The organism is Lentibacter sp. XHP0401 (assembly GCF_025751535.1).
In the GTDB taxonomy this organism is placed as follows: domain Bacteria; phylum Pseudomonadota; class Alphaproteobacteria; order Rhodobacterales; family Rhodobacteraceae; genus Lentibacter.
On the sequence record NZ_JAOWLC010000005.1, the window covers coordinates 117,141 to 143,665 of the forward strand.

Annotated in this window: 28 protein-coding genes; 19 read left to right on the forward strand and 9 right to left on the reverse strand. The window is 59.4% G+C overall.

What is annotated here, in order from left to right; genetic code table 11:
* Nucleotides 1–5: 5 nt before the first annotated feature.
* On the forward strand, nucleotides 6–242 hold the full coding sequence (locus OE750_RS08355; RefSeq protein ID WP_263763451.1) for a hypothetical protein: 237 nt from the start codon (nucleotides 6–8) through the stop codon (nucleotides 240–242).
* Here OE750_RS08355 and OE750_RS08360 read toward each other — a convergent pair.
* Nucleotides 203–1,789, reverse strand: coding sequence for a bifunctional metallophosphatase/5'-nucleotidase (locus OE750_RS08360; RefSeq protein WP_263763453.1), 1,587 nt, complete (start codon nucleotides 1,787–1,789; stop codon nucleotides 203–205). The genes OE750_RS08355 and OE750_RS08360 overlap by 40 nt on opposite strands.
* A 118-nt stretch (nucleotides 1,790–1,907) precedes the next feature.
* On the opposite strand from OE750_RS08360, the gene OE750_RS08365 reads away from it, so the two are divergent.
* The 3 genes from OE750_RS08365 to arsC are packed head-to-tail and all read left to right on the forward strand — an operon-like array spanning nucleotide 1,908 to nucleotide 3,636.
* Complete coding sequence (locus OE750_RS08365; RefSeq protein WP_263763455.1) at nucleotides 1,908–2,252, forward strand: DUF952 domain-containing protein; 345 nt, start codon at nucleotides 1,908–1,910, stop codon at nucleotides 2,250–2,252.
* Nucleotides 2,249–3,307, forward strand: coding sequence for a quinone-dependent dihydroorotate dehydrogenase (locus OE750_RS08370; RefSeq protein WP_263763457.1), 1,059 nt, complete (start codon nucleotides 2,249–2,251; stop codon nucleotides 3,305–3,307). Before OE750_RS08365 ends, OE750_RS08370 begins: the two co-directional genes overlap by 4 nt.
* Complete coding sequence (gene arsC, locus OE750_RS08375; RefSeq protein ID WP_263763459.1) at nucleotides 3,298–3,636, forward strand: arsenate reductase (glutaredoxin); 339 nt, start codon at nucleotides 3,298–3,300, stop codon at nucleotides 3,634–3,636. Before OE750_RS08370 ends, arsC begins: the two co-directional genes overlap by 10 nt.
* Here arsC and OE750_RS08380 read toward each other — a convergent pair.
* Genes OE750_RS08380 through OE750_RS08390 form a run of 3 tightly spaced genes read right to left on the reverse strand, consistent with a single transcriptional unit; the run spans nucleotide 3,623 to nucleotide 5,872 of the window.
* On the reverse strand, nucleotides 3,623–4,954 hold the full coding sequence (locus OE750_RS08380) for an MATE family efflux transporter (protein WP_263763461.1): 1,332 nt from the start codon (nucleotides 4,952–4,954) through the stop codon (nucleotides 3,623–3,625). The genes arsC and OE750_RS08380 overlap by 14 nt on opposite strands.
* Nucleotides 4,947–5,456 carry a PaaI family thioesterase gene (locus OE750_RS08385; RefSeq protein WP_263763463.1) on the reverse strand — a complete coding sequence of 170 codons (510 nt, stop codon included), beginning with the start codon at nucleotides 5,454–5,456 and terminating at the stop codon, nucleotides 4,947–4,949. Before OE750_RS08385 ends, OE750_RS08380 begins: the two co-directional genes overlap by 8 nt.
* A 2-nt stretch (nucleotides 5,457–5,458) precedes the next feature.
* Nucleotides 5,459–5,872 carry a PaaI family thioesterase gene (locus OE750_RS08390; protein WP_263763737.1) on the reverse strand — a complete coding sequence of 138 codons (414 nt, stop codon included), beginning with the start codon at nucleotides 5,870–5,872 and terminating at the stop codon, nucleotides 5,459–5,461.
* A 126-nt stretch (nucleotides 5,873–5,998) separates the two neighbouring features.
* On the opposite strand from OE750_RS08390, the gene OE750_RS08395 reads away from it, so the two are divergent.
* From OE750_RS08395 to OE750_RS08435, 9 genes are all read left to right on the forward strand, one after another.
* Nucleotides 5,999–6,376, forward strand: coding sequence for a MerR family transcriptional regulator (locus tag OE750_RS08395; RefSeq protein WP_263763465.1), 378 nt, complete (start codon nucleotides 5,999–6,001; stop codon nucleotides 6,374–6,376).
* Nucleotides 6,377–6,484: 108 nt separating this feature from the next.
* Nucleotides 6,485–6,892, forward strand: coding sequence for a MerR family DNA-binding transcriptional regulator (locus tag OE750_RS08400; RefSeq protein WP_318527990.1), 408 nt, complete (start codon nucleotides 6,485–6,487; stop codon nucleotides 6,890–6,892).
* Nucleotides 6,893–6,925: 33 nt separating this feature from the next.
* The gene (locus OE750_RS08405; protein WP_263763467.1) at nucleotides 6,926–8,701 is read left to right on the forward strand and encodes an acyl-CoA dehydrogenase C-terminal domain-containing protein; all 1,776 of its coding nucleotides are present in this window, start codon (nucleotides 6,926–6,928) and stop codon (nucleotides 8,699–8,701) included.
* A gap of 14 nt (nucleotides 8,702–8,715) precedes the next feature.
* A complete protein-coding gene (locus tag OE750_RS08410) occupies nucleotides 8,716–8,931 on the forward strand; it encodes a hypothetical protein (protein WP_263763469.1) in 216 nt (71 codons plus the stop codon).
* A complete protein-coding gene (locus tag OE750_RS08415) occupies nucleotides 8,931–9,143 on the forward strand; it encodes a hypothetical protein (RefSeq protein WP_263763471.1) in 213 nt (70 codons plus the stop codon). The genes OE750_RS08410 and OE750_RS08415 overlap by 1 nt, the downstream gene beginning before the upstream one ends.
* Before the next feature lie 24 nt (nucleotides 9,144–9,167).
* Complete coding sequence (locus tag OE750_RS08420; RefSeq protein ID WP_263763473.1) at nucleotides 9,168–10,307, forward strand: acyl-CoA dehydrogenase family protein; 1,140 nt, start codon at nucleotides 9,168–9,170, stop codon at nucleotides 10,305–10,307.
* 81 nt (nucleotides 10,308–10,388) lie between these two features.
* Nucleotides 10,389–11,021 (forward strand): glutathione S-transferase family protein, encoded by a 633-nt coding sequence (locus tag OE750_RS08425; RefSeq protein ID WP_263763475.1) that lies wholly within the window; start codon nucleotides 10,389–10,391, stop codon nucleotides 11,019–11,021.
* A 30-nt stretch (nucleotides 11,022–11,051) separates the two neighbouring features.
* A complete protein-coding gene (locus OE750_RS08430; RefSeq protein ID WP_263763476.1) occupies nucleotides 11,052–12,263 on the forward strand; it encodes an acetyl-CoA C-acetyltransferase in 1,212 nt (403 codons plus the stop codon).
* Nucleotides 12,264–12,286: 23 nt separating this feature from the next.
* Nucleotides 12,287–14,485 carry a 3-hydroxyacyl-CoA dehydrogenase NAD-binding domain-containing protein gene (locus tag OE750_RS08435; protein WP_263763477.1) on the forward strand — a complete coding sequence of 733 codons (2,199 nt, stop codon included), beginning with the start codon at nucleotides 12,287–12,289 and terminating at the stop codon, nucleotides 14,483–14,485.
* Nucleotides 14,486–14,911: 426 nt separating this feature from the next.
* Here OE750_RS08435 and OE750_RS08440 read toward each other — a convergent pair whose 3' ends face one another.
* From OE750_RS08440 to OE750_RS08450, 3 genes are all read right to left on the reverse strand, one after another.
* Nucleotides 14,912–15,544 (reverse strand): Hint domain-containing protein, encoded by a 633-nt coding sequence (locus tag OE750_RS08440; RefSeq protein ID WP_263763478.1) that lies wholly within the window; start codon nucleotides 15,542–15,544, stop codon nucleotides 14,912–14,914.
* Nucleotides 15,545–15,733: 189 nt separating this feature from the next.
* Nucleotides 15,734–16,381 carry a sulfotransferase family protein gene (locus OE750_RS08445; protein ID WP_263763479.1) on the reverse strand — a complete coding sequence of 216 codons (648 nt, stop codon included), beginning with the start codon at nucleotides 16,379–16,381 and terminating at the stop codon, nucleotides 15,734–15,736.
* 9 nt (nucleotides 16,382–16,390) lie between these two features.
* Complete coding sequence (locus OE750_RS08450) at nucleotides 16,391–17,296, reverse strand: DMT family transporter (RefSeq protein ID WP_263763480.1); 906 nt, start codon at nucleotides 17,294–17,296, stop codon at nucleotides 16,391–16,393.
* A gap of 105 nt (nucleotides 17,297–17,401) precedes the next feature.
* On the opposite strand from OE750_RS08450, the gene OE750_RS08455 reads away from it, so the two are divergent.
* The 6 genes from OE750_RS08455 (at nucleotide 17,402) to OE750_RS08480 (ending at nucleotide 24,183) form a co-directional block, all read left to right on the forward strand.
* On the forward strand, nucleotides 17,402–19,033 hold the full coding sequence (locus OE750_RS08455; RefSeq protein WP_263763481.1) for an AMP-binding protein: 1,632 nt from the start codon (nucleotides 17,402–17,404) through the stop codon (nucleotides 19,031–19,033).
* A 160-nt stretch (nucleotides 19,034–19,193) separates the two neighbouring features.
* On the forward strand, nucleotides 19,194–20,219 hold the full coding sequence (locus OE750_RS08460; RefSeq protein ID WP_263763482.1) for a hypothetical protein: 1,026 nt from the start codon (nucleotides 19,194–19,196) through the stop codon (nucleotides 20,217–20,219).
* Nucleotides 20,220–20,353: 134 nt separating this feature from the next.
* Nucleotides 20,354–21,217, forward strand: a complete 864-nt coding sequence (locus tag OE750_RS08465; RefSeq protein ID WP_263763483.1) for an FAD binding domain-containing protein — start codon at nucleotides 20,354–20,356, stop codon at nucleotides 21,215–21,217.
* Complete coding sequence (locus OE750_RS08470) at nucleotides 21,214–21,693, forward strand: (2Fe-2S)-binding protein (RefSeq protein WP_263763484.1); 480 nt, start codon at nucleotides 21,214–21,216, stop codon at nucleotides 21,691–21,693. The genes OE750_RS08465 and OE750_RS08470 overlap by 4 nt, the downstream gene beginning before the upstream one ends.
* Nucleotides 21,693–23,936 carry a xanthine dehydrogenase family protein molybdopterin-binding subunit gene (locus OE750_RS08475; protein WP_263763486.1) on the forward strand — a complete coding sequence of 748 codons (2,244 nt, stop codon included), beginning with the start codon at nucleotides 21,693–21,695 and terminating at the stop codon, nucleotides 23,934–23,936. Before OE750_RS08470 ends, OE750_RS08475 begins: the two co-directional genes overlap by 1 nt.
* Before the next feature lies 1 nt (nucleotide 23,937).
* Complete coding sequence (locus OE750_RS08480) at nucleotides 23,938–24,183, forward strand: MoaD/ThiS family protein (RefSeq protein ID WP_263763488.1); 246 nt, start codon at nucleotides 23,938–23,940, stop codon at nucleotides 24,181–24,183.
* Nucleotides 24,184–24,280: 97 nt separating this feature from the next.
* Here OE750_RS08480 and OE750_RS08485 read toward each other — a convergent pair whose 3' ends face one another.
* Nucleotides 24,281–25,657: a lytic murein transglycosylase gene (locus tag OE750_RS08485; protein WP_263763490.1), complete on the reverse strand. Its 1,377-nt coding sequence runs from the start codon at nucleotides 25,655–25,657 to the stop codon at nucleotides 24,281–24,283.
* 79 nt (nucleotides 25,658–25,736) lie between these two features.
* Nucleotides 25,737–26,447, reverse strand: a complete 711-nt coding sequence (locus OE750_RS08490; protein ID WP_263763492.1) for a helix-turn-helix transcriptional regulator — start codon at nucleotides 26,445–26,447, stop codon at nucleotides 25,737–25,739.
* Between the last annotated feature and the right edge of the window lie 78 nt (nucleotides 26,448–26,525).

Sequence of the window (26,525 nt, forward strand, 5' to 3'; positions counted from 1 at the left end):
ACCGTATGACCCGTCCCGCTCAAGCGGCGGCACACTTCACAATGACACTGCGCAACAATAACTGGCTCTGCTTCGGCAACATAGGTCACGCCGCCACACAGACATTTTCCAGTGTATTTCTTATTCATACGCTCGACACTATAGGGCCAGCCGAAGTGCGCAACCCCGCCGGCTTCCACAGGCGGGGCCGCACTTCAGCCAATCACTTCTTCACAATCCGCCCGTCCGTCATCGGCGTGTAAGGGATATTCTGCGCCATATACTCCGCTGTCACATCGGCCAGATCGGGGCCAAAGTCATAAGCATTCGCCGCATCGCGGAACATGGCAAAGCCGTCTCCGCCACCGCGCACATAGTTGTTGGACACAACCTTATAATCCTTCGCAAGATCCAGCGGTTCATCGCCCACCATCACATCGGAAATCCGCTCGCCCACGGGCTGGCTCGGATCAAACGCATAGATCATCCCCGCCACCTGCAGAAACCGCCCCGCGCCGTCTTCATACTGGCTCACCCCGTTTTCAAGCGCCGCGAGCAGCACTTCACCGCTCACTTCAAAGGTAGAAAGCGTATTCTGGAACGGCAGCACCGAAAGCACTTCACCCATAGTCACCTCACCAGCATCAATAGAAGAGCGAATACCGCCACCGTTCTGAAGGGCAATTTCAACACCCTGGTCTTTCACACGGTCCAGCATCGCCTCGGCAATAAGGTTACCCATAGAGCATTCCTCCGCGCGGCATGTCGTGCGGTCCCCGCTGATCACATCAGCTGCCTCCGCAACAACGCGGTTTTTCATCTCCTCGATCGGCCCCGCAAGCTCCGCCACACGAGCGACAATTTCAGGGTCTTCCGCAACAGACGCATCCAGCAAAATCGTGTCGCCCTCGGCGGCAGTCACGTTTCCTTCATCATCAAACGTCAACACAAGGTGGCCGACATACTTCGAGTAGGCATAGGCCTGCACGACAGGCACGCCTCCCACCATCGTCGGATAAGCCATCGCGCCGTCTTCGGTGTTTGAGAACAAGGTGTGCGAATGGCCGCCGACCACAGCGTCAAGTCCGGCCACAGCCCCGGCTATCGCCATGTCTTTCTTCACCCCGACATGGTTGAGCGCGATGATCTTGTTCACCCCTTCCGCTTCCAGCGCCGCAACATCGGCTTTCAGGCTCTCGATTTCATCCTGAAATATCACCGCATCTCCGGGAGAAGATGTCTCGGATGTGTCTGTCGCCAGAGCCGAGATAATCGCGACCTTCTCACCGCCCACATCAAGCACCACATGGTTTACCACCTTGCCTGCCAGAACGTTTGAACGCGAAACATCAATATTGCCGGAGATCACAGGAAAGGACACGCCCTCCACCAGCTTCAACAGCCCCTCGGGGCCATCATCAAACTCGTGGTTGCCAACGGCCATAACGTCAAAACCGACTTTCTCCATCATCTCGATTTCAACGTCGCCCTTATGCGTCGTATACATCAGCGACCCCTGATACTGGTCCCCCGCATCCAGCACGAGCAGGTTTTGTCCGTCCAGTTCTTCGCGCAACTCGTTGATCTTGGTCGCAACACGCGCATAACCGCCAAAGCACGCGCCCGCAGCCGCGTCCTCGGCGTTGCAGGTCGAGTCGTACTTGTTGATCGGCTCGATCCGGCTGTGCAGATCGTTGATGTGAACAATATGCAGCGTGTAATCGGCTTTTGCTGTTCCGGCACTCAGGCCGGTGATCACGCCTGTGAACAGTGCCAATGCAGCAGTGCCGCCCAAAATACGTGTGAGCATAGTGAGTCTCTCCCTGGTTGATACCCGATGGTGCTACGCTTACGCAGCTTAGTCAAAACTTATGTGCCGCAATTCGCCAAGGCTTGACGCACCTGCAGCGAACAGGCATCTGCCTATTATGCTGATCCTCAAGATACTCCGCGCCCCCGAATGGGACGCCCTGCGCGCAAGCGGCGAAAGCCAAGGCGCGCCGATTGATATAGCCGACGGTTATGTGCATTTTTCAACACCCGAACAGGCACAAGAAACCGCCGCCAAGCACTTTGCAGGCGTTCAAGGCCTTGTGCTTCTGGCGGTAGAGGCCGACACACTCGGCGATGCCCTCAAATGGGAGGTTTCCCGCGGCGGCGCGCTCTTCCCGCATCTTTACCGCAATATCAAACTGTCCGATGTCACCGCCTCATGGCCCCTACCACTGGTCGATGGTGTTCATATATTCCCCGATGAGGCCCTCACAAAATGAGCACACTCGAAGCACTTGCCCTCAAAGCCATGCACAAGCTTGACCCCGAGCGCGCCCACGGTCTCGCCATCCGCGCGCTCAAGCTGGGCCTTGTACCGCTTCCTGGCCCCGTCACATCAAAGCGCCTGACTACGACACTGGCAGGCCTTAGCTTGCCCAATCCCGTCGGCCTCGCCGCAGGCTTTGACAAAAACGCCGAAGTGCTCGGCCCCCTGTCCCGCGCGGGGTTCGGCTTTGTCGAGGTCGGAGCTGTCACGCCGCGCGCTCAGAACGGCAATCCCAAGCCACGGCTCTTTCGCCTGACAGAAGATCAAGCCGCGATCAACCGCTTCGGCTTTAACAACAAAGGCATGGAAGCCGCCAACGCACGGCTGGCCACCCGCCCGAGCGATGCCGTGATCGGCCTCAACCTCGGTGCCAACAAGGACAGCGAAAACCGCGCGGAAGACTTTGCGCGCGTGCTCAGCTATTGCGGCGCACATCTTGATTTTGCCACCGTCAATGTCTCCTCCCCCAACACCGAAAAGCTGCGCGATCTTCAGGGCGCTGAAGCTCTCTCCGCCCTGCTCGCCGGTGTCATGGAAGCCAACAGCTGGCTGAAAAAACCGCTGCCTGTGTTTCTCAAGATCGCCCCCGATCTGACAGACACAGAAATCAGCGAAATCGCCGATGTCGCCCTCGCTCAAGGCCTTTCTGGCATCATCGCCACAAATACGACCCTCAGCCGCGAGGGCCTTCAAAGCCCCGCCAAATCCGAGGCCGGCGGCCTCTCCGGCGCGCCGCTGTTCGAGCGCTCCACCCGTGTTCTGGCCAAGTTGAGCCATGCGACCGAAGGCAAGCTCCCTCTCGTCGGTGTCGGCGGAATAAGCACAGCCGAACAGGCTTACGACAAAATTCGCGCAGGCGCATCTGCCGTGCAACTTTACACAGCCCTCGTTTATCATGGGCTTAACCTCGCCTCCGAAATCGCTCAGGGGCTTGATACACTCTTGGAAAAAGACGGTTTCGCAAATGTCGCTGACGCGGTCGGAACAGGACGTGACGCATGGCTCTAACAATCTGGCACAACCCGCGCTGCTCGAAATCGCGCCAGACATTGGCGCTGATCGAGGCGCACGCGCCCACAATCCGCCTCTACCTGACAGACGCGCCAAGCGAAGCCGAATTGCGCGCCGCCGCCAAGGTGCTCGGCGTAAAACCGGTCGACATGATGCGCACAGGTGAGGCCGAATTCAAAGATCAGGGCCTCAACAAAGCAAGCCCCGATGATGCGCTCTTTGCCGCCATGGCCCAAACACCCAAGCTCATAGAGCGACCCATCGTGTTCGCGGGTGACAAAGCCGCCATAGGCCGCCCGCCCGAGGCTGTTCTCAGCCTGCTCTAGCTGCCCGCTCAAGCGCAGGGTAGCGCAAGGCCAGGCTTCCCGCGCGGGCGATAAACGAGATATGCAGCGCCAGCCAAAGCCCGTGGTTTTGCATAAGCGGCATCAACATCCACGCGGCCACAACATAGATCACAAAGGCCACAAACATCATATTGCGCATATCCGCCGTGCGGGTCGCGCCAATGAATATGCCGTCAAATTGCGTCAGCCCGACAATGATCACGGGCGCGGCAATCATCCATGGCAAGTAGCTGCGCGCCTCTGCCTGCACCTCTGGCGCTTTGGTCATCACATCAATCATCATGGGGCCGAAAGCCCAGAAGGCCAGCGCCATAAACACGCCCAGCCCCAGCGCCCACATGCTCGTCAGAACAGCCGCTCTCCGCACGCGGGCAACAGCCGCCGCACCATATGCCTGCCCCACCAGCGCCTCGGCGGCAAAGGCAAATCCGTCAAGCGCGTAGCCCGTGATGTGCAGGAATTGCAGCAACACCTGATTGGCCGCCAGCGTCACATCACCAAAGCGCCCCCCAAGCAGCAGGAACGACACGAAGATGCCCTGCAACAAGAGCGAGCGGATCATGATATCGGTGTTCACAACCGCCATGCGCTTGAGCTTGATGCGGTCAAACACTCGTGCCCAATCCCGCCATGCAGAATGGCGAAACGCTTCCCGACACATCCACAACCCGAAGACCAGCCCCGACCATTCGGCAATAAACGTCGCCCAAGCGACACCTGCAACACCCCATCCAAACGAAAGCACGAAAAGCAGATCAAGCCCCACATTCACCCCGTTCATGATCAGTTGAATCCACAAAACCTCCCGCGTGCGTTCCTGCGCAATCAACCAGCCGGTGATGCCATACATCGCAATCGCCGCAGGGGCCGACCATATACGAATCCGCATATAGGTTTCCGCTAGCCCCTCAACTTCACCGCTCGCAGGCGAAAGGCGAAACGCCCCCCAGATCAACAGCGGTTGGATCAGGATAAAAAACACCCCCCCCGCCAAGCCGATCATGAGCGCGCGGGTGAGTAACGCCGCCACTTCGCCCGCCTCGCCACGGCCCGCCGCCTGGCTGGTAAGCCCTGTGGTGCCCATCCGCAAAAAGCCGAACACCCAGTAAATGGCCGAGAGGATTACAGCCCCGACGCCCACCGCCGCAATCGGCGCAGCATCGGGGATCTGGCCCACGACAGCCGTATCCACCGCGCCCAGAACAGGGATGGTCACATTGGCCAGCAAAATCGGAATGGCAATTTTCAGCACACGCCTGTTGGTGATCGGCGTTGCGTCCACTGGCGCGTCAGTCATCGCGCATCGGCATCAGAAAATGCCCCGTGCCTTGTGCAAAAATACGGCCACGGTTATCTTGCCACGCTTCCACATGCACACTCGCATAGCGTCGCCCCGAGCGGTTCACCTTAGCGCGCGCATAGGCGTCGCGCGGCAGGCCTGTGCGCAGATAATCGACGGTAAAATCAATTGTCTTGGGCAAACGCGGCAAATGGCCTTTGACAACCTCGTCCGCGTCCATCTCTCCGCGCTCGATCTCGTCCCACAAATGCACCCAGCTCAGCCCGATGACAGCCGCAACTTCCATAAACCCCGAAATCGCCCCACCATGTAGCGCCGGCAAAAACGGGTTGCCGATAAGCTTGTCATCATAGGGCAGCATCGCGGTGAGCTCGTCCCCCCTGCGGTCAAATTCAATGCCCATAAAGTTGATATAGGGCACACCGTGCACAAGCGCATTCAAGGCCGCATCACGGCGTTGTTTGATAACCTGCACAGGTTCAGGACGTTTGCGGCTCATGTTCAGCGCTCCACCGTAAAAGCACCCGTGGCCGTGGCCACAGGATTGTCTTTGTCATCATCGGTCGCAACAGCCCGCACAAAGGCAACCGAGCGGGTGATATGATAGCAATGCGCCTCGGTGGCAATCGTCTGGCCGGGCGTGGCGGCACGCATATAGTCAATGCGCAAATCAATCGTTGCCGTGCCCGCGGGCGAGCTTGGATGGCTCATCGCCGCCGCCCCGCAGCACGTGTCCATCAGCGCCGAAACCGCGCCACCATGCACAACCCCTGTTTCAGGGTCGCCCACGAGCTGCTCGGCATAAGGCATCTCGATGCGGGCAAAGCCATCGCCGATATCGGTAAGCTCCATTCCCAGCGCGCGGCTGTGCGGGATGGCCTGAATAAACTGTTTGGCAATCTTGGATTTGTCCATCGGGTGCTCTGCTTCCTTTTGCGCGATACTTCCAGAGGCGCGCAGCCTTCGCAAGCTGTAACCACGCATCAGCCTATCTTGTGTCTTGCGGGCTACCACCATAAGTTTAGCGAGAGGAGAAAAACGATGAGCGAAACACGGGTAACTTTCAAAGAGATGTGCGCCAAATTTGACGTAACGCCGCGCACACTGCGTTACTACGAATATATCGAGCTTCTCCAGCCCGAGCGTGAAGGCCGCGCACGGTTTTACTCCCCCCGCGAGGTGGCGCGAATGACCCTGATCATGCGCGGCCGCCGTTGGGGTTTCCCCCTTGAAGATATCCGCCAGTTCCTGATGATTTACGAAGAACACGGCACGAAAGCACAGCTTCAACACTGGATAGATATGGCCGATAGCCAACTCGCCGTGCTCGAAAAACAGCGCGCCGAGACCGAAACAGCCATCAGCGAGCTCACCCACAGCCGCAGCGAAACACTTGAGACGCTGAAAACCAAAAAGTGACGCAACGTATTCCTTACGTTAACGTCAACTCCCTCTTGAACGACTCGGTCAAGCCCCGCATCTAGACTGTAATGCGATGACTTAACCTGATCTTTCAGAGAGGCACACATGCCCGATACTGACCGACTTATGACAATCCGCGAGATGTGCGACACTTACGAGGTGACGCCCCGCACCCTGCGCTTCTATGAGGCCAAAGAGCTTCTTTCGCCCAATCGTGAAGGCCAGAAGCGCCTGTTCACGCGCCGAGACCGCGCTCGCCTCAAGCTGATCTTGCGCGGCAAACGCTTCGGCTTTTCACTCGAAGAAATCCGCCAGCTGCTTGAGCTTTACCACGTTGGCGACCAGCAACAGACCCAGCTCGCACGCACGCTTGCCATAGCCAAAGAGCGCCTCGCCGACATGGAGCGCCAGCGCAACGAGTTCAACGAAGCCATCAATGATCTGGGTGAGCAAATCGACTGGGTCACCCAAACCCTCGCCAGCACGGCCGTGTCCAAAGACGCCGCCGAATAAGCCGATAACAAGACCACTAGGGAGAGAGACCACATGCCAACCTACACCGCCCCCGTCAAAGACCTTCAGTTCGTCCTGCACGAAGTTCTCAAAGCCAGCGCCTCCGATATTCCGGGCTACAGCGAGCTTGAGCCCGATTTCACATCTGCCGTGCTGGAAGAAGCAGGCAAAATCTGCTCCGATGTTCTTGCCCCCCTCAATGTGGTTGGCGATAACGAGGGCTGCTCGCTTGAAAATGGGGTGGTCCGCGTGCCGACAGGCTTCAAGGAAGCCTTTGATCAGGTCCGCGAAGGTGGCTGGACAGGTCTGGATATGCCCGAACAATACGGCGGCCAAGGTATGCCCTATGTGCTCGGCACGGCTGTCGGTGAAATGTTCTCGGCCGCCAATCAGGCCTTCACCATGTATCAAGGCCTCACGCACGGCGCGGCCTCGGCCATCCTTGCCCACGGAACAGACGCCCAAAAAGACACTTATCTGCCCAAGATGGTCTCTTGCGAGTGGACCGGCACGATGAACCTGACAGAGCCACACTGCGGAACCGATTTGGGCCTCATGCGCACCAAAGCGGAGCCACAGGACGATGGCAGCTTCAAAATCTCCGGCCAGAAAATCTTTATCTCCTCAGGTGAACACGAGATGGCCGACAACATCATCCACCTGGTCCTCGCCAAAATCCCGGGCGGCCCCGATGGCATCAAAGGTGTGTCGCTCTTCATCGTGCCCAAATTCATAGTCAAGGACGACGGCTCTCTGGGCAATCGTAACGGCGTGGTTTGCGGCAAGCTCGAAGAAAAGATGGGGATTCACGGCAACTCGACCTGCGTGATGGATTATGACGGTGCCACAGGCTACCTGCTCGGAACCGAGCACAAAGGCATGCGCGCCATGTTCACCATGATGAACGAAGCCCGCATCGGCGTTGGCATGCAAGGCCTCGCCCAAGCCGAAGCCGCTTATCAAAACGCTGTTTTCTACGCCAAAGACCGCCTTCAAGGCCGCGATGTCACAGGCGTGAAAAACCCCGATGGCCCCGCCGATCCGCTCATCGTGCACCCCGATGTGCGCCGCATGTTGATGGATCAGAAAAGCTTCGTCGAAGCGGGCCGCGCCTTTATTCTCTGGGGTTCGTCGCTCATTGATGCCGCCCACCGCGCCGATGACAAAGACGCCGACGGCCTCATCTCGCTGATGACCCCGGTGGTCAAAGGCTTCCTCACCGATATGGGCTACGCCATGACAGTCGAGGCGCAGCAGGTTTACGGCGGTCACGGCTACATTGAGGAATGGGGCATGTCGCAGTTTACCCGCGATGCCCGCATCGCCATGATCTACGAGGGCGCCAATGGCGTTCAGGCCCTCGATCTGGTGGGTCGCAAGCTGGCGCAAGACGGTGGCAAACATGTCATGGCCTTCTTTGATATGGTCAAATCCTTCTGCGCCGAGCAAAAAGATGTCAAAGGCATGGAGCCCTTTGTCGAGCCGCTCAAGAAAGCATCGAAGGACCTTCAGGCAGCAGGCATGTTCTTCATGCAAAACGGCATGAAGAACCCCAACGCAGCACTGGCTGGCTCAACCGACTTCATGCACATGATGGGCCATGTCTGCCTTGGCCTCATGTGGGCCCGCATGGCGCGCGCCTCGCTTGATGCCCTCGCCGCAGGTGCCTCTGACGCAGCGTTTTACGAGACCAAACTGGCAACAGGCCGCTACTATATGGCACGCCGCCTGCCCGCCACAGCCTTGCACCTTGCAAGAATCGAAAGCGGAGCAGATCCTGTCATGGCACTGAGCGAGGACCAGTTTTAAGCACCGAGGAACCGATGAACAGCCTGCGAGAACTTGTCCTGATCCTGTCCTGCTTTACATGGCTTGGCGCAGCGATCTACATGGCCCTTGGCGTCGTCTCTCTTGAGGTCGCCAAAGGCACAGAGGCCGCCGAACACGCAGGCATGGGCAAAAGCCCCTACTTGTTCTTCGCAGGCCTCGCGCTGTTCATCCTCACTTCGCTACTCTGGAAAAACAAGAAAGACGCCTGATGCCCAAACGCTTCCGCCTCACCCGCCGCTTCCCTGCCGCCATGACAGAAGACGGTTACCGCAGGCTCAAGAAGTTCGCACAAGAGGCGGGGCTTGATGAGGGCGAGGCGCTTTCATTCCTGTTCGAGAACTTTGAAAGCGTGATGAACCACGAAAACCTGACAGCCCGCCTCAGGCTCTTCAATTCCGAGCTTGATGCGCGCAAACGCTAAATTCTTCTGGGGAGGAGACACGATATGGCTTCCGCATGGATGACCGAAGAACACCAAATGATCGCCGACATGACGCAGAAGTTCATCACCGAGGAATGGATGCCTCAGTATGACAAATGGCGCAAACAGGGAGAGATGGACCGCTCCACATGGCAGCAAGCCGGTGAACTTGGCCTGCTCTGTCCGTCGATCCCCGAAGAATACGGCGGCGCTGGCGGCGATTTCGGCCATGAAGCCGCCATTCTCATCGAGGCTTCCCGCGCCAATCTGGCAAGCTGGGGCAATGGCATTCACTCGGGCATCGTCGCGCATTACATCCTTGCCTATGGCTCTGAAGAGCAAAAAAAGCGCTGGCTGCCCAAAATGGTCTCGGGCGAAATGGTCGGCGCACTGGCCATGACCGAGCCGTCAGGCGGCTCCGATGTGCAAGGCCTCAAAACCCGCGCCATCAAAGACGGCAACGCCTACCGCCTCACAGGCTCCAAGACGTTCATAACCAACGGCCAACACGCCGATCTCATCATCGTCGCGGCCAAGACCGACCCCAAGGAAGGGTCCAAAGGCACCTCGCTGATTGTGGTCGAAACCGCGAAAGCGGAAGGCTTCAAACGCGGCCGTAATCTTGAAAAAGTCGGCTGCCACGCCGCCGACACCTCCGAGCTCTTCTTTGACAATGTCGAAATCCCGCCCGAAAACCTGCTCGGCGGCGAAGAGGGGCAAGGCTTCTACCAGATGATGAAACAGCTCCCCCAGGAGCGCCTCATCATCGGCTGCGGCGCGGTCGGTGCCATGCAGGGCGCGGTCGAACGCACCATTGAATACTGCAAAGAGCGTGAGGCCTTCGGCGGCCCGATCATGCAGTTCCAGAACACCCGCTTCAAGCTGGCCGAGTGCAAAACCAAACTCACAGTCGCCCGCGCCTTCCTCGATGACTGCATGGTCGAGCACCTGCGCGGCGAACTTACCGTCGAAAAAGCCGCCATGGCCAAATACTGGCTCACCGACACCCAAGGCGAAGTGCTTGACGAATGCGTCCAGCTCTTCGGCGGTTACGGCTTTATGATGGAATACCCCGTCGCCGAAATGTGGGCCGACGCCCGCGTGCAGCGCATATACGGCGGAACCAATGAAATCATGAAAGAGTTGATCTCCAGAACCCTCTAGGCTCTTTTTTATTGCCACAAATATCCTGCGGGGGTCCGGGGGTGCACCCCCCCCCGGCCGCCAGCCACAAAGGAACAAGACATGACACTCAAACTCCACTGCTTCGGCGAGTCAGGCAACGCCTACAAAGCCGCCCTTGCCCTCGAATTGTCAGGCCTGGAATGGGAGCCCGTTTACGTCGACTTTTTCGGCGGCGAAGCCCGATCGCCCGAGTATCGCGAAAAAAATGTCATGGGCGAAGCGCCCTTGCTTGTGGATGGTGATTTTCGCCTCACCCAGTCAGGCGCTATCCAGCAATACATTACGGATAAATCAGGCAAATTCGGCGGCGCGCCGGAGGACAAATACGAAGTCCTCCGCTGGGTGCTCTGGGACAATCACAAAATGTCCTCGCAAGCCGGCGTCACCCGTTTCCTGATGAATTTTCTCCCCGAAGAAAAACGCCCCCAAGAGGTCATCGCCTTCCTCCAAGGCCGCCTCAAAGCCGCCTACGCAACCCTTGATACACATCTTGAGGGCCGCAACTATATCGTCGGCGACAGCCTCACAAACGCCGATATCTCCAACTGCGGCTATCTGTTTTACCCGGAACCTTTCGGGTTCACCCGCACCGACTGGCCCAACATCGACCGTTGGCTGAGCAACATCCAGGACACCAACGGCTGGAAAGCCCCCTATGACCTTATGCCCGGCAGCCCCGCTGACCGCGCCTAACCCTCTCATCCGAACGTAAGGAGACACACCATGACCGAAGCCTATATCTACGACGCTGTGCGCACACCGCGCGGCAAGGGCCGCAAAGACGGCGCCCTGCACGAAGTCACAGCCGCGCGGCTCTCCGCCGTGGCGCTCAATGCGCTCAAAGAGCGCAACAACCTCGAAGGCCACGCCGTCGAAGATGTGATCTGGGGCAATGTCACACAGGTCGCCGAGCAAGGCGCATGTCTTGCTCGCACAGCCGTTCTGGCCTCCGATCTCGATGAAAGCATCCCGGGCCTCTCCATCAACCGCTTCTGCGCCTCGGGCCTTGAGGCCGTCAACGTGGCCGCCAACCAGGTCCGCGGCGGCGCGGGCAACGGCTATATCGCAGGCGGCGTCGAGTGCATGTCGCGCGTGCCCATGGGCTCTGACGGCGGCGCCATCGCCGTTGATCCAAGCATCGCGATCGACAACTACTTCGTGCCACAAGGCATCTCCGCCGACATTATCGCAACCAAATACGGCTTCACCCGCGACATGGCCGATGCCATGGCCGTCGAAAGCCAGCGCCGCGCCAAAGCGGCTTGGGATGCGGGGCACTTCTCGCGCTCCATCGTGCCTGTGTATGATGTAAACGGTCTGCCTATCCTGACTCATGATGAATACATGCGCCCCGAAACCGATATGCAAAGCCTCGGCGCTCTGAACCCCTCGTTCAAGCAAATGGGCGAGGTCATGCCCGGCTTTGATAAAATCGCGATCCTCAAATATCCGGAGCTTGAACGCGTGAACCACATTCACCATGCAGGCAACTCGTCAGGCATCGTTGATGGCGCATCAGCCGTGCTCATCGGCAACAAGGAACTGGGCGAGCAGCTCGGCCTCAAGCCCCGCGCGCGCATCCGCGCCACCGCCAAAATCGGCACAGACCCGACAATCATGCTCACAGGCCCCGTGCCCGTGACCGAAAAAATCATGCGCGACAGCGGTATGCAGGTGAGCGACATCGACCTCTTTGAAGTCAACGAAGCCTTCGCCTCGGTCGTCATGCGCTTTGAGCAGGCCTTCAACGTCGATCACGACAAGGTCAACGTCAACGGTGGCTCGATCGCGATGGGCCACCCGCTCGGCGCAACCGGCGCAATGATCATCGGCGCATTGCTCGACGAGCTTGAACGCAGCGACAAAGAGCTTGGCCTTGCCACGCTCTGCATCGGCTCGGGTATGGGCGCCGCCACAATCATCGAACGCGTGTAAGCGACTACGACAGGATAAAAAACATGACCGATTTCACACTGAATAAAGACGCCGAAGGCATCGCCACAATCACATGGGATACCGAAGGCAAGTCCATGAACGTGATGAGCATTCAGGGCTTCTCCGACCTCTCCGATATGGTTGATGATGCACTGGCCGACGACGCCGTCAAAGGCATTATCATCACCTCGGGCAAAGAGGGTTCTTTTGCCGGCGGGATGGACCTTAACGTCATCGCCAAAATGAAAGACGATGCAGGCGACGACCCCGCAAAAGGCCTCTTCGACGGCGTCATGAACATGCACGCCGTCCTGCGCAAGATCGAGCGCGCAGGCATGGACCCGAAAACAAACAAAGGCGGCAAACCCATCGCTTGCGTCATGCCGGGCACAGCACTTGGCATCGGCTTTGAAATTCCGCTGTCTTGCCACCGCACATTCGTCGCCAACAACCCGAAGGCAAAGATCGGCCTGCCCGAAATCATGGTTGGCATCTTCCCGGGCGCTGGCGGCACAACCCGCCTTGTGCGCAAGCTCGGCGCAATGGCAGCCGCGCCGTTCCTGCTGCAAGGCAAGCTCTCTGATCCCGCAAAAGCCAAGCAAGCCGGCCTCATCGACGAGGTCTCCGATGACCCCATGGCAGACGCCCGCGCATGGGTGCTTTCAGAGCCGAACATCGTCAAACCATGGGATGAAAAGGGCTACAAAATGCCCGGCGGCGCACCCTATCACCCCGCAGGCTTCATGACTTTCCTTGGCGCCTCTGTCATGGTGCACTCGGAAACCCAAGGCGCATTCCCTGCCGCCAAAGCGCTGCTCTCCGCTGTTTACGAAGGCGCGCTCGTGCCGTTTGATACAGCACTCAAAATCGAGACACGCTGGTTTGTTCACACCCTGCTCAACCCAAGTTCAAGCGCCATGATCCGCTCGCTTTTCATCAACAAGGAAGCGCTCGAAAAAGGCGCTGTCCGCCCCGCCGATGTGCCTGATCAGAAGGTCAGGAAAATAGGTGTCCTCGGTGCGGGTATGATGGGTGCAGGTATCGCTCTTGTCTCCGCGCAAGCGGGTATGGAAGTTGTGTTGATCGACCGTGACCAAGCCGCAGCCGACAAGGGCAAAGCCTACACCGCCACCTACATGGACAAAGGCATCGCCCGCAAAAAGGCGACCCCTGAAAAGAAAGAAGAGATGCTCGCACGCATCACGGCCACGCCTGATCTCGATGCGCTTAAAGGCTGCGACCTTATCATCGAGGCGGTGTTCGAAGACCCCGCCGTAAAAGCCGAGATGACCAAGAAGGTCGAAGCCGTCATCCCCGAGGATTGCATCTTCGCCTCCAACACCTCGACCTTGCCGATCACCGATCTGGCCAAAGCAAGCGCGCGCCCCGAGCAGTTCATCGGCATTCACTTCTTCTCGCCCGTCGAGAAAATGTTGCTGGTTGAAATCATCAAGGGCGAAAAGACAGGCGACCGTGCCGTCGCCAAAGCGCTCGACTATGTGCGCCAGATCCGCAAAACACCCATCGTCGTCAACGATGCGCGCTTCTTCTACTGCAACCGCTGCATCATTCCCTACATCAATGAAGGCCTGCGCATGATCACCGAAGGGGTCTCCCCCTCGCTCATCGACAACGCTGCGCGCCAGCTTGGCTTCCCGGTCGGACCATTGCAGCTCAACGATGAAACCTCGATTGATCTGGGCGCCAAGATCGCCCGCGCCACCAAAGCGGCCATGGGCGATGACTACCCCGATAGCCCCGGCGATGATCTCATCTTCTGGATGGAAGCCGAAGGCCGCTTGGGCCGTAAAGCCAACGCAGGCTTCTATGAGTATGACGACAAGGGCAAGCGCACAGGCTTCTGGCCGGGCTTGGGCGAGAAATACCCCCTCGCCGAAGACCAGCCCGACCTCATCGAAGTGCAAGAGCGCCTGATGTTCTCACAAGTGCTCGAAGCCGTCCGCGCGCTCGAAGAAGGCGTTGTCATGGATATCCGCGAAGCTGATGTCGGCGCAATCCTGGCCTGGGGCTTTGCGCCATGGTCGGGCGGCCCGCTCTCATGGCTCGACATGATCGGCACACCCTATGCCGCCGAGCGCACAGCCGCGCTCGCCGCCAAATATGGCACGCGTTTTGAAACGCCCGCGCTGCTTAAGGAAATGGGCGACAAAGGCCAAAGCTTCTACACACGCTTTGCGCCCGAGGCCGAAAAAGCCGCCTGAGGCAAGTAACCCTAAAAAACGAAAGGGTGCGCTTTGCGGCGCACCCTTTCTTCTGTTTCCGGCGGTCTTCCCACGCATGACTCTTGCAAGTCGGGGATTGGTACACGAGGCAACCGACCAGAAACAGATATCTGCCGAATGCCGCGAACCTCATGGGAAAGCGCCCTCCAAGCGCTTGTTGTCATCAGGCCCGACGCGCTCTCTCTTCGCTCAGACCTGCTTCCCCAAGTGTTCGACTGCTGGCAGACAGCCTTGTTCAGCAAGTCAAATTTGGGCTTAAAAATAGCCCGCTATGAGGCCGAATTAAGGCAAGTTTTAGGCACTGTTTCCACAGGCCAAACAATCCTGCTTTTTTCGGATCATTGCTGCAGAACGCAAAACGCCCCCGAAATTACGGAGGCGCTTGGGGGCCATATCAAAGCACACTCAAGCGTAGGCGTATCCATCCTGCACAAGCTGCGCCGCAAAAAGCTCGGGCAGAATACTGTAAGGCCCCTGCCCCTGCGCTTTGCCGCTGGCATAATCCAGAAGATCGCCCCCCGCCGGGCAAAACAGCAGCGCACCCTGTTCGGCAAAAACAACCTGCGCACTATCAAAGTGAAGCGTAACAACGGTCATATCATCCTGCGGAAACACCCGCTCGATCCCGTGTGCCCCGTCCAGTGTTCCGGCAAGGATAAGCGCAAACGGGTCACCCAGCGTTTTCTCTGCCGCATCGCTTTCCAGCATCACGCCCTGACGCGGCAAAAGGGTCATCGCAGCCTCATTCTCCAACACGCCCGCAGGAACCAGCAGCGGCCAGAAGGCTGTAGGGCAAGACCCCGCCCCGCTCCAGAGCGGCGTGCGGCTGATCCGTTTCACAGGCTGTAGCCCCGCATCAAATGTCAGAACCATGTCGCCCTCTTGCAGCGAGTTCACATCGCGCCAGCCAAGCGCCGTCGCCACTTTCGTTCCCGAGACGAGGCCCGACATAACACCCGTTTTGGTGCCGTTGCCGCCTTCTGCGCCGTCTGGTGCACGATAAGTTTTCTGACGCTTTGCGCCCTTCCATCCAAACATTTCTTCGTCCCCAGGCTTTTCTCTATCCGCTGGCAGGCGGCCTATCGTTGGCAGTGAACCTATAAAAAGTGATTCCCTTGCAAGTTGTGGGGCAGGTTTGCGGCCACTTCTGGGCATTGTCGCCACACCGGCAACAGACCGCACCCACAGCCGGGACTATTCACAATTCAGGCAGAATAGTTAGGCAACTCAGTCGAAACTGTAGTTAAACTTTTCGATATCTTCCGCGCAGGTTTCGGCCACAGCCTTTGTATCTTGCGCGTTGTAATAACTGCGATAGTCGCGCCGGCGCGCGCTCTCGTTCACCCATGGCATATCAAGCTCAAAGCCCAAATGTTCAGCAAGTGGCGCCGCATCTTGGGCAAAATGCTCCAGCCTGATGTAAAGCGCCTCATGCGCGCTCCCGTCACTTGCCCGCATATAGCTTGCGTAAGGGTGCAACTTCACCGGCCCCCACACCGCAGGCGCGCGCAGAAACTCGCTAAAGCCAAGCGTCTTCGCCGTAGCCACCGCCGGATGATCAAAGCTCTGCTCCTTGAGCCAGTGATAATAACTCACCATCCTGTCCCAAGGGTTGCGCACCAGCGTAAAACGCAGCATTCCCTGCATTTCCTCACGGCTCACCAGCCCCTCAATGTCGGCAAGCGTTGAATGTTTCCAAAGCCGCCCGCGTGCCTCGGCCTTTTTCAACTTCCTGCGCTGCTTAAGTGCTTTCGGCGTATCGCCCAGTATCAGATCGTCGCCCATCATCCGCGCTTCCAGCGCAAGAGCAAGCGAGGTTCCTCCCGTCTTGGGAATATGCACAAAAATATAGGAGCGCCCGCGCGAAATGATCATGCCTTCAAGCTAGCCCCGCCCCGAGCGCAAAGCAATCACCGCGCCTGCCGCAATAATCAGCCCCACACCGGCCATCTGCACCGCGCTCAGGCTCTGTCCGAACCAGACAAAGGCAAAAGCTGGCCCGAACACCATGATCGAATACTCAAACACCGCCACATGCGAGGCCTCGCCCAGCTGATACGCGCGCGTCAAGGCAAACACCCCCACAATCGAGCCAAGCACATGCCCCACCAGAAGCAGGCTCACACCCTCCATCGGCCAGCCCCAACCACGGGTCACAAAAGCCAGCGGCCCGCTCACTTCCTCAATCCCGAATAAAGCAATCGCACCAAGCCCGAGGATGCCCAAAATACCCTGCATCCCCATGGTTCCCGCCAGAAGCGTGCAGGTGCTCTCTCCCCCACACATCCTCCGCGTGATCACCGCGTTCAGCGCATAAAGCACCCCGCCAATCACAGGCACAATCACCAAGGGGCTGAAGTTTCCGGGGCTCACCTGAAGCACAATCAACGTGCCGACAAATCCTGCAATCACCGCGCCAATCCGGTACGCCCCGATTTTCTCGCGCAGAAACAGCGCCGTGATGGTCACAACAATGATAGGCGAGGTAAACAGCCCCGCAAGAGACTGCGCAATCGGCAAAAAAGCCAGCGAGGCAAAGTAAAAAAGCATCGCCGAGGCAAAGAGAAAACTGCGCAACAGGACTGGCCCCCAGTTCACTGGCAAAAACCGCTGCCTCAACAGCCTTGCGGCAAGGTAAATCACAGGCAGCGCAATGCACAGGCGGATGAAATACATCTGCCAAACGCTGATCACCTCGGCCACCACAACAATGAAGTTGTCAATCACCCCGAGGATCAGCATCGCCGCCAGCATCCACAATGCCGCAGCCATTGGTCTTGTCTCGGTCACGTCATTTTCACCTTTAACTGGTCGCACATGGGCTTTTCAAAACTGCCCACATGGCGCTAGTCTTTCCCGACTGCGACATAAGTTCGCAAATGAGGGAGGAAGACAATGGGCCAGATGCGTGATGAAACAGGTTTGGACAAAGCCGCCGCCAATTATGTGCCGCTCACACCGCTTTCGCACCTGAAGCGCGCGTCCTATATCTTCCCCGACCGCCTCGCCGTCGCCTACGGCACGCAGCACCGTAAAACCTATGCCCAGTATCACGCCCGCGTCAGCCGGCTCGCCTCGGCACTGGCTCAGGCAGGCATCCGGCCGGGTGATGTGGTGGCCACCCTCCTGCCCAACATCCCGGCCCACGCCGAGGCGCATTTCGCCGTGCCCGCCGCCGGGGCCGTGCTCAACGCTGTGAACACACGTCTTGATGTCGAAACCATTCGCTACATCTTTGAACATGGCGAGGCGAAGATGGTGCTGGTGGATACCGAGTTTTTGCCGTCTGTCGAAGCCGCCATCGCCGCGATGGAAGGTCAAGGCCCGCAGATCATCGAAGTCGCCGACCCTTCGGCAAATCATCCCGCCACAGGGCGGTACCCCGAGTATGAAAACTTTCTTGCAAGCGGCAACCCCGCCTTCAACTGGATCATGCCAGAGGACGAGTGGGAAAGCCTCGCGCTCAACTATACCTCAGGCACAACAGGCCGCCCCAAAGGCGTGGTTTATCATCATCGCGGCGCTTATCTCATGACAATGGGAACTGTGGTCAGCTGGCAACTCACCCTGCGCCCGATCTACCTTACAATCGTGCCGCTGTTTCACTGCAACGGCTGGAACCACACATGGATGATGCCATTGCTTGGCGGCACAATTATCTGCTGCCGCAACATCACCGCCAAGGCAATCTACGATGCCATCGCCGATGAAGGCGTCACCCACTTCGGCGGCGCGCCCATCGTGCTCAACTCGCTGGTCAACTGCGAGGATGAAGACAGGCGCGGCTTTGACCACACCGTTCAGGTCTTTACCGCAGGCGCGCCGCCGCCCGCCGCCACACTGGCGGCAATCGAGCCGCTGGGCTTCAACGTCACGCAGGTCTACGGGCTCACAGAAACTTACGGCCACATCACAGAATGCCTCTGGCGCGCCCGCTGGGATGACCACCCCGAGGAAGAACGCTATGCCATCAAGGCCCGCACGGGTGTGCTGATGCCGATGATGGACGAAGCCGTGGTGCTTGATCCCGAAACAATGGCCCCCGTTCCGCATGATGGCAAAACCCAGGGCGAAATCATGATCCGGGGTCATACGGTCATGAAAGGATACTACAAAAACCCCGAGGCCACCGCCGAAGCCTTCAAAGGCGGTTACTTTCATTCAGGCGATATCGCGATCCAACACCCGGATACCTACCTGCAAATCATGGACCGCTCCAAAGATATCATCATCTCGGGAGGAGAAAATGTCAGCTCCGTCGAAGTCGAAGGCGTGCTCGCCGCCCACCCCGCTGTCTTGCTCTGCGCCGTGGTGGCGATGCCCGATGACAAATGGGGCGAAGTTCCCTGCGCCTTTGTCGAGCTGAAACCAAAGGCCAGCGCCACCGAAGAAGAGCTCATCACCTTCGCCCGCTCAAAACTCGCTGGCTTCAAAACCCCCAAGAAAGTCGTCTTTCAAGAGCTTCCCAAAACGTCCACAGGCAAAATCCAGAAATTCGAACTCCGCAAAACCGCAGCCACCCTCTAGGTCCCGATCACCCGGCGTCTTTCTTATTGCCCTAAATATCCTGGGGGTCCGGGGGCGAAGCCCCCGGCGGAGCGACGCGCGAAGCGCGGCGCAATCCCTCTTTCCACGGGGCGCGCCCCCATGCTACCCTTTCCCAAAGAGGCAGGAGCAGCCCCACAGTATGACGGCCCTAAAAGAATACGACCGCATCGAGGCCACAGGTCTCTGGCGCGCAACCCCGCAGGCCCAGCGCCGCGAGGTTATCGTCTCGATAGGCAATGCCACCCTCACAATCACCGATCACAACGATTCCGCTTTGGCGCATTGGTCCCTGCCCGCCATAGTGCGCGCCAATGCAGGCTCCCGCCCGGCGATTTTTCACCCCGATGGCGACACAGGCGAAACACTCGAACTTGGCGAAGACGAAGGCCAGATGATCGACGCCATCGAAAAGCTGCGCGCCCGCATCGAACGCGCCCGCCCGCACCCGGGCCGCCTCAGGCTCTGGGTCAGCCTCGGCGTGGTCGCCGCTGTCGTGGCGCTCGGCGTCTTCTGGCTGCCTTCCGCCGCACGCGATCATGCCCTGCGCGTTGTTCCCGATGTAAAGCGTGCCGAAATCGGCTCCGCCCTTCTGGCCCGCATCAGCCGCGTCACGGGCCTGCCCTGCACCGCCCCCGAAGGCGCACGCACCCTGCGCAAACTCGGCGCGCGCCTGCCTTCGCCCGACGGGGCCGCGCGTCTTGTCGTTCTGCCCGGCGGTGTGCTCGAGGCCGCGCATCTGCCGGGGGGTGTCATCCTGCTGGGCCGCGCGCTTATTGAGGACTACGAGGAGCCCGATGTCGTCGCAGGCTATATCATCGCCGAGCACCTCGCCGCCGAACTCAGCGATCCCCTGCGCGATTTCCTTGATCACGCAGGCCTCGTCGCCACACTCCAGCTTCTCACCACAGGCGCCGTCAGCGATGCCGCACAAGATGCCTACGCCGAGCACCTGCTCACCCGCCCGCGCGCCAACGTGCCCGATGCCACGCTGCTGGCAGGCTTCAAGGCATGGTCTGTCCGCGCCCGCCCCTACGCCTACGCCCGCGATATCACAGGCGAGGAAACCCTCACGCTCATCGAGGCCGATCCGTTTGTCACGGACACCCCCGAACCGCTCTTGTCAGACAATGACTGGCTCCGCCTGCAAGGCATCTGCGGCAGCTGATTTCCCGCGCATGCCACATCTTGTCGCGCACTGCCCTTGCCAAGCCCAAATACATTGGCGAAGGTATGGCCAAAGGGCAGCGCTGAGTCTTGCCCCGTAGAACACCCAGACACATTGACCCAAGGGAGACGGGTATGAAATTTGAAACCCCACAGACCATTGAAGCCGCCACAGCGCTTCTCGCCGCCGATGCGGGCGCGCGTGTGCTGGCAGGCGGAACCGACCTTCTCGTGCGCTTGCGTGCAGGGCAGATCGAGCCCTCCGCCGTTATTGATATCAAACGCATCAAAGGCATGAGTGACATAACGCAGGAAGATGGCGGCTGGCGCATCGGCGCGGCTGTGCCCTGCTCTGTCATGGGCGAGCATGACGGCCTTAAGGCCGCCTACCCCGGCGTCGTCGAAGGCGCCGAGCTGATCGGCTCCACTCAGGTTCAGGGCCGCTGCACCATGGTCGGGAACCTCTGCAATGCCGGCCCCGCAGGCGATAGCGTCCCCGCTATGGTCGCCGCTGGCGCAAGCGTGCGCATCGCTGGCCCCGAAGGCACGCGCGATGTCCCCGTCATCGACATTCCTCTCAGCCCCGGAAAAACCTCGCTCGCCAAAGGCGAGTTCGTCACCTCGGTTTTCCTGCCCGCCCGGCCTGCGCGCAGCAGTGACGCCTACCTGCGCTTCATCCCCCGAACCGAGATGGATATCGCCGTGGTCGGCTGCGCGGTAAACCTCAGCCTCAACGAAGATGGAACCGTCAAGGAAGCCCACGTTTCCCTCGGTGCCGTCGCGCCCAAAGTGCTCGATGTGCCAGAAGCCGCCGCCGCGCTGATCGGAAGCAAATGCGAAGACGCAGCCCTTGAAGCGCTTGCGACTGCCGCAACAGCCGCCGCCACCCCGATTGATGACAAGCGCGGCACAGTGGCCTTCCGCAAGGATGTGTCGGGCGTCCTCGCCCGCCGCGCCGCCAAGCTTGCCTACACCCGCGCAATGGGAGAAAAATCATGAGCCGTATCCACGTCAACACAACCATCAATGGCGATGCCACAGACTATCTCTGCGAAGCCGAGGACACGCTCCTTGATGTGCTCCGCGACCAGCTTGATATGACAGGCTCCAAAGAAGGCTGCGCCTCGGGCGATTGCGGCGCATGCACCGTGCGGCTCGATGGCCGCCTCGTCTGCTCCTGCCTTGTGCTCGGCGCCGAAGCCGAGGGCCGCACAGTCGAAACCATCGAAGGCATGGCCGATGGTGAAACGCTTCACCCCCTGCAAAAAAACTTCATCGACAAGGCCGCGCTCCAGTGCGGTATCTGCACACCCGGTATCCTCGTGGCCGCGAAAGACCTGCTCGAGCGCAACCCCGACCCGACCGAGGAAGAAGTCCGCTACTGGCTCGCAGGCAATCTCTGCCGCTGCACGGGCTATGATAAAATCATCCGCACGGTTCTTGAAACCGCTGCCGAAATGCGAGGAGCAGCCTGATGGCCAAAGACGAGTTCACCCCCCGCACCTTCAAAGTTGTCGGCACACGCCCGCCCCGTCCCGACGGGCTGGATAAAGTCACAGGCCGCGCACGCTACGGCGCGGATATGTCTGCCCCCGGAATGCTGATCGGCCTCTGCCTCCGCAGCCCCCATGCCCACGCGCGGATCAAGTCTATCGACACCTCGGCCGCCGAGGCCATGAAAGGCGTGAAAGCGGTCGTCACCCGTGCCGACTTCACAACAACCCCCGAAGATCAGGGCACACGCGATATCCTTGATAATGTCATGGCAGGCGAAAAGGCACTCTATGATGGCCACACCGTCGCGGCCGTCGCCGCCACCTCGCGCTCCGTGGCCCGTGCCGCGCTCAAGGCAATCAAGGTTGAGTATGAAGTGCTGCCTCATGTCGTTGACGTTGACGAGGCCATGAAGCCCGATGCCCCCGTGCTCCACGAAGGCCGCCAGCAAGAGAGCGTGCCAAAGGGCTACAGCCAGAACGTGCTTGCGCGCTCACAATACGGCCACGGCGACATTGAAGCAGGCTTCAAAAAAGCCGACATCATCGTCGAACGCAGCTTTACAACAGCCGCAACGCATCAGGGCTATATCGAGCCGCACGCCTGCCTCGCGACAATGGGCAACGATGGCCAGGGCGATCTCTGGTGCTGCACCCAAGGGCACTACATGGTCCGCAACACCTGCTCCGCCATTCTGGGCATGGACGCAGGCCGCCTCAAGGTGACGGCGTCTGAGATCGGCGGTGGCTTTGGCGGCAAAACAACCGTGTTCCTCGAACCTGTCGCGCTTATGCTCTCTAAAAAGGCGGGCAAACCCGTAAAGATGACCATGTCGCGTGATGAAGTTCTGCGCGCTTCGGGGCCGACGGCCTCCACCTCGATTGATATCAAAATCGGCATGACCAAAGAGGGAAAGATCACTGCCGCCCAAGGTGAGTTCCGCTATCAGTCAGGCGCGTTCTACGCAATGAACGGCGCGCTCGGCGCCATGTGCGGCTTTGCACCCTATGATCTGGAAAACCTCCAGTCCGTCGGCTGGGAAGTTGTGACAAACCGCCCCAAAGCCGCCGCCTACCGCGCCCCCGGCGCGCCCATGGCCGCCTTCGCGGTTGAAAGTGTGATGGACGAGTTGGCGAAAGAACTCGACATGGACCCGATCGAGCTGCGCCTCAAGAACGCCGCCGAGGAAGGCACCAAATCAGCCTATGGTCCGACCTATCCCGCCATCGGCCTCAAAGCCACGCTTGAGGCGGCCAAGGCACATCCGCATTGGTCCGCACCCTTGGGCAAAAATCAGGGTCGCGGCCTCGCCTGCGGCTTCTGGTTCAACTTCGGTGGCGACACTTGTGTCTCCCTGATGATCAATCCCGACGGAACGGTGAGCTTGTCAGAAGGCAACCCCGATATCGGCGGCTCCCGTGCCGCGATGACAATGATGGCCGCCGAAGAGCTCGGCATCCCTTACGAGCATGTCCGCACCGTCATCGCCGATACGGCAACGCTCGGCCAGAACGAGGTCACAGACGGCTCCCGCGTCACTTTCGCGGTGGGCCTGGCCACAATCAAAGCCGCCCGCCACGCGATCGAAATCATGAAGACCCGCGCCGCCGCCACTTGGGGCATCGAGCCTGACGCTGTCGAATGGGTCGACGGAGCCGCACAACCGGCAGGGCCGAACGCGGGCAAATTCCCTCCAATGACCCTGAAGGAAATCGCCGCAATCGCCTCAAACACAGGCGGTCCCATCGCGGGCCACCACGAAGTCAACGCCGAAGGCGCAGGCGTCAGTTTCGGCACACATATCGCCGACACAGAGGTCGATCCCGAAACAGGCGCGGTGAAGGTTGTCCGCTACACCGTATTCCAGGACGCAGGCAAGGCCGTCCACCCCGACTATGTCGAAGGCCAGCTTCAGGGTGGCGCTGTGCAAGGCATCGGCTGGGCACTCAACGAGGAATACATCTACGGCAAAGACGGGACCCTGCAAAACGCAGGCTACCTCGATTACCGCATCCCCGTCGCATCAGATTTGCCGATGATCGAGCCTGTCATCCTCGAAATCCCCAACCCCGGTCACCCCTACGGCGTCCGTGGCGTTGGCGAAACAGGCATCGTCCCGCCGCTGGCCACACTGGCCAACGCCGTCAGCCGCGCCGCAGGCGTGCGTATGACAAGCCTGCCGATGTCCCCGCCCAAGCTCTTGGCGGCCATCAAGGCCAGCTAAGGTGGTCACGGTAACACTCTGGGGCTCCCTCGCCGATCTGGCGGGGGGCCAACGTAACATTGAAGTCGAGGCGAAAAACCTGCGCGAGCTTCTCACCGCGCTCGACAAAGACTACCCCGCCCTGCGTCCCCAGCTCGAGCGCGGCGTATCCGTCTCCATCGACGGTAAAATCTACAACGACAGCTGGTTTCAGCCGATCACGGAATCAAGCGAAGTCGTCCTCCTCAACCGCCTCGAAGGCGGCTGAAAAGCGCCCTGCTTCTTCTGTTCCAAAATACCTTGGGGGTCTGGGGGCAAAGCCCCCAGCCGGTCGGATTTTCGCGCAGCGGAAATTCGAAATCAGACTACCGCCGCTTCACATGCTGCAACAATGCTTCCGAAGCATAGCCATCCGCCGTCAAACCATTGCGGCTCTGATACGCCTTGATCTGCGCCTTGGTGTTTGGCCCGATCTTGCCGTCGACTTTCTCAAGCGCATACCCCTTACGCTTCAAAAGCCGTTGCAAATCCTTGGTCTCTTCTTCGCTCAAAGGCCGCTCGCCGGGGCCGAAATTGCCCTGCAAGGGAATCCCCCCTCTCAAACGGTCCGCCAGATGCCCCACACCGATCACATAGGCATCTGCCGCATTATACCGCTCGATCGCGCGGAAGTTCTTCTCGAAGATCATAAGCGCCAAACCGCGTCCGCCCTCGGGAAACAGGATCGACGCCGAGCCATAGTCGCGCACCGCGCGGCCCTGCACATCCGTCACCCCGAGTCTGGCCCAGTCAGACGGCATCTTGAGTGTTTTACGGCTCGCAAGCCCGCGGTTAAAGCCCTGAGGCAAGCGCACTTCCACACCCCACGGCATCCCCTTCTGCCACCCCGAGCGCGCAAGGTATGCAGCCGTCGAGGCCAAGGCATCACTCGGATCGTTGCTCCAGATGTCGCGCTTTCCATCGCCGGTGAAATCCACAGCAAACAGCTCGTAAGACGTGGGGATAAACTGCGTATGCCCCATCGCCCCTGCCCATGAGCCTTTCATCTTGGCAGGCGTGGTATCACCGCGCTGCAAAATCTTGAGTGCCGCAATCAACTGCTTGGAAAAAAAGTCGCGCCGCCGCCCGTCATAGGCCAGCGTCGCCATCGCCTCGATCACATTGTAATCGCCCTTGATGTCTCCATAAAAGCTCTCAAGCCCCCAGACAGCCGTGACAATCTCTTTTTCCACGCCATATTTGCGCTCGATCGCCTCAAGCGTGCGGCGGTGCTTGCGCAACATCCGCTTGCCATCGGCCACCCGCTTGTCCGAGGTGGCGTTGGAGAGATATTCCCAAATCGTCTTGCTAAACTCGGCCTGATTGCCGTCACTCGCAACCACATCAGTGTTGTAGCGAATGCCGCGAAACGCCTGATTGATCACACTCTGGCTGATGCCTGCATTGGCCGCGCGCGGCTTGAAGCTTTCCACCCAGCGCTCAAAGCCCGCATTGCGCGGATAGCTCTTCACCTCGACAAGCGAAGCCGAGGGGGCGGCATCAAGCTGCAGATCAGCAGGCCGCACCACAGGCCGCAGCGTGGGCGCAATCGCACTCACCCGCATTACTGAGACAACCTCGCCGCCCGTGCCGGAGCCGGGCCGCAAGACAGGGCGCAGTGAAGTATCCACCGTGCCGCTCGCCGCCACAGAACCCGAAAGCCCGGCTGTCAAAACCGAAAGTCCTAAAAATCTTCGAAGCATGTTAGCCTCTTTTTTACTGCCCGCATTTTTTTTTGCATTTATAACCTAGCGCGAAACAGTCGTTTCTGAAAGAGCAGTCTCAGTCACTTTTCCCCGGTGCAGGCGGATACCCGCCCCTTATCTTCGCGATATGTTCGCGCAATAGCGGCACACGCTCGGGGCGAAAGCTCTGCCCGCTCACGACAAGCTCCGCCATACGATCCAGCCGGAACGCACGAAAATCCCTCCGCAGCAGACACCACGCCAAAAGCACATGCGCATCACTCATATAGACAATGCCCAAAGGTTTCACCGAGCGCTCGCTTTCTCGGCCCTCCGCATCCTTATAGGCAAAGCTCACAACCAACTCCTCCCAAGCCGCGCTGCGCAAGGCAGCCACATCCACTCCCGGCGCAGTAGGCTTGCGAAACCGCCGCGCACTCAAAACAGCGTGCTCAAGGCGGCGCGCCTGCCCTGCAGGCACACGCGCACGGATCTTTGACAAAGCGCTCATCGCCGCCTTGCCCAACGCAGGGTCGGCAATCTCGGCAACTTCCTTAAGGCCCAGAACCAGCGCTTCCAGTTCGTCGGGCTCAAAGCCCAAAGGTGGTAGGGCAGCATCCTCTCGCAAGGTGTAGCCAAAGCCCGCCTCGCCCTCGATGACAGCACCCAAAGCGCGCAGTTCGTCTATGTCACGGTAGATCGTGCGCAGGCTCACGCCCGTCTCCTGCGCAAGGCTCTCGGCGCGCACAGGCGGGGCCGCGCTGCGCAAGGCTTGCATGAGCTGAAAGAGGCGCGCGGTGCGAGACATATCTGACCTTCCCATAAGCTGCTGCCATATTTTGTCAGCATTTCTCTCTATAGCTTGCTCAACAAAGTTCAGCAAAGG

Coding starts and splice junctions, on each gene's coding strand:
- OE750_RS08440 (WP_263763478.1), bottom strand. CDS start 15,544: ATGTTTGGATGGAAGGGCGCAAAGCGTCAGAAAACTTATCGTGCACCA.
- OE750_RS08470 (WP_263763484.1), top strand. CDS start 21,214: ATGAGCCGTATCCACGTCAACACAACCATCAATGGCGATGCCACAGAC.
- OE750_RS08430 (WP_263763476.1), top strand. CDS start 11,052: ATGACCGAAGCCTATATCTACGACGCTGTGCGCACACCGCGCGGCAAG.
- OE750_RS08475 (WP_263763486.1), top strand. CDS start 21,693: ATGGCCAAAGACGAGTTCACCCCCCGCACCTTCAAAGTTGTCGGCACA.
- OE750_RS08445 (WP_263763479.1), bottom strand. CDS start 16,381: ATGATCATTTCGCGCGGGCGCTCCTATATTTTTGTGCATATTCCCAAG.
- OE750_RS08485 (WP_263763490.1), bottom strand. CDS start 25,657: ATGCTTCGAAGATTTTTAGGACTTTCGGTTTTGACAGCCGGGCTTTCG.
- OE750_RS08415 (WP_263763471.1), top strand. CDS start 8,931: ATGCCCAAACGCTTCCGCCTCACCCGCCGCTTCCCTGCCGCCATGACA.
- OE750_RS08400 (WP_318527990.1), top strand. CDS start 6,485: ATGCCCGATACTGACCGACTTATGACAATCCGCGAGATGTGCGACACT.
- OE750_RS08355 (WP_263763451.1), top strand. CDS start 6: ATGACCCGTCCCGCTCAAGCGGCGGCACACTTCACAATGACACTGCGC.
- OE750_RS08370 (WP_263763457.1), top strand. CDS start 2,249: ATGAGCACACTCGAAGCACTTGCCCTCAAAGCCATGCACAAGCTTGAC.
- OE750_RS08405 (WP_263763467.1), top strand. CDS start 6,926: ATGCCAACCTACACCGCCCCCGTCAAAGACCTTCAGTTCGTCCTGCAC.
- OE750_RS08465 (WP_263763483.1), top strand. CDS start 20,354: ATGAAATTTGAAACCCCACAGACCATTGAAGCCGCCACAGCGCTTCTC.
- OE750_RS08425 (WP_263763475.1), top strand. CDS start 10,389: ATGACACTCAAACTCCACTGCTTCGGCGAGTCAGGCAACGCCTACAAA.
- OE750_RS08390 (WP_263763737.1), bottom strand. CDS start 5,872: ATGGACAAATCCAAGATTGCCAAACAGTTTATTCAGGCCATCCCGCAC.
- OE750_RS08455 (WP_263763481.1), top strand. CDS start 17,402: ATGGGCCAGATGCGTGATGAAACAGGTTTGGACAAAGCCGCCGCCAAT.
- OE750_RS08395 (WP_263763465.1), top strand. CDS start 5,999: ATGAGCGAAACACGGGTAACTTTCAAAGAGATGTGCGCCAAATTTGAC.
- OE750_RS08435 (WP_263763477.1), top strand. CDS start 12,287: ATGACCGATTTCACACTGAATAAAGACGCCGAAGGCATCGCCACAATC.
- OE750_RS08410 (WP_263763469.1), top strand. CDS start 8,716: ATGAACAGCCTGCGAGAACTTGTCCTGATCCTGTCCTGCTTTACATGG.
- OE750_RS08490 (WP_263763492.1), bottom strand. CDS start 26,447: ATGTCTCGCACCGCGCGCCTCTTTCAGCTCATGCAAGCCTTGCGCAGC.
- arsC (WP_263763459.1), top strand. CDS start 3,298: ATGGCTCTAACAATCTGGCACAACCCGCGCTGCTCGAAATCGCGCCAG.
- OE750_RS08460 (WP_263763482.1), top strand. CDS start 19,194: ATGACGGCCCTAAAAGAATACGACCGCATCGAGGCCACAGGTCTCTGG.
- OE750_RS08420 (WP_263763473.1), top strand. CDS start 9,168: ATGGCTTCCGCATGGATGACCGAAGAACACCAAATGATCGCCGACATG.
- OE750_RS08380 (WP_263763461.1), bottom strand. CDS start 4,954: ATGACTGACGCGCCAGTGGACGCAACGCCGATCACCAACAGGCGTGTG.
- OE750_RS08360 (WP_263763453.1), bottom strand. CDS start 1,789: ATGCTCACACGTATTTTGGGCGGCACTGCTGCATTGGCACTGTTCACA.
- OE750_RS08365 (WP_263763455.1), top strand. CDS start 1,908: ATGCTGATCCTCAAGATACTCCGCGCCCCCGAATGGGACGCCCTGCGC.
- OE750_RS08385 (WP_263763463.1), bottom strand. CDS start 5,456: ATGAGCCGCAAACGTCCTGAACCTGTGCAGGTTATCAAACAACGCCGT.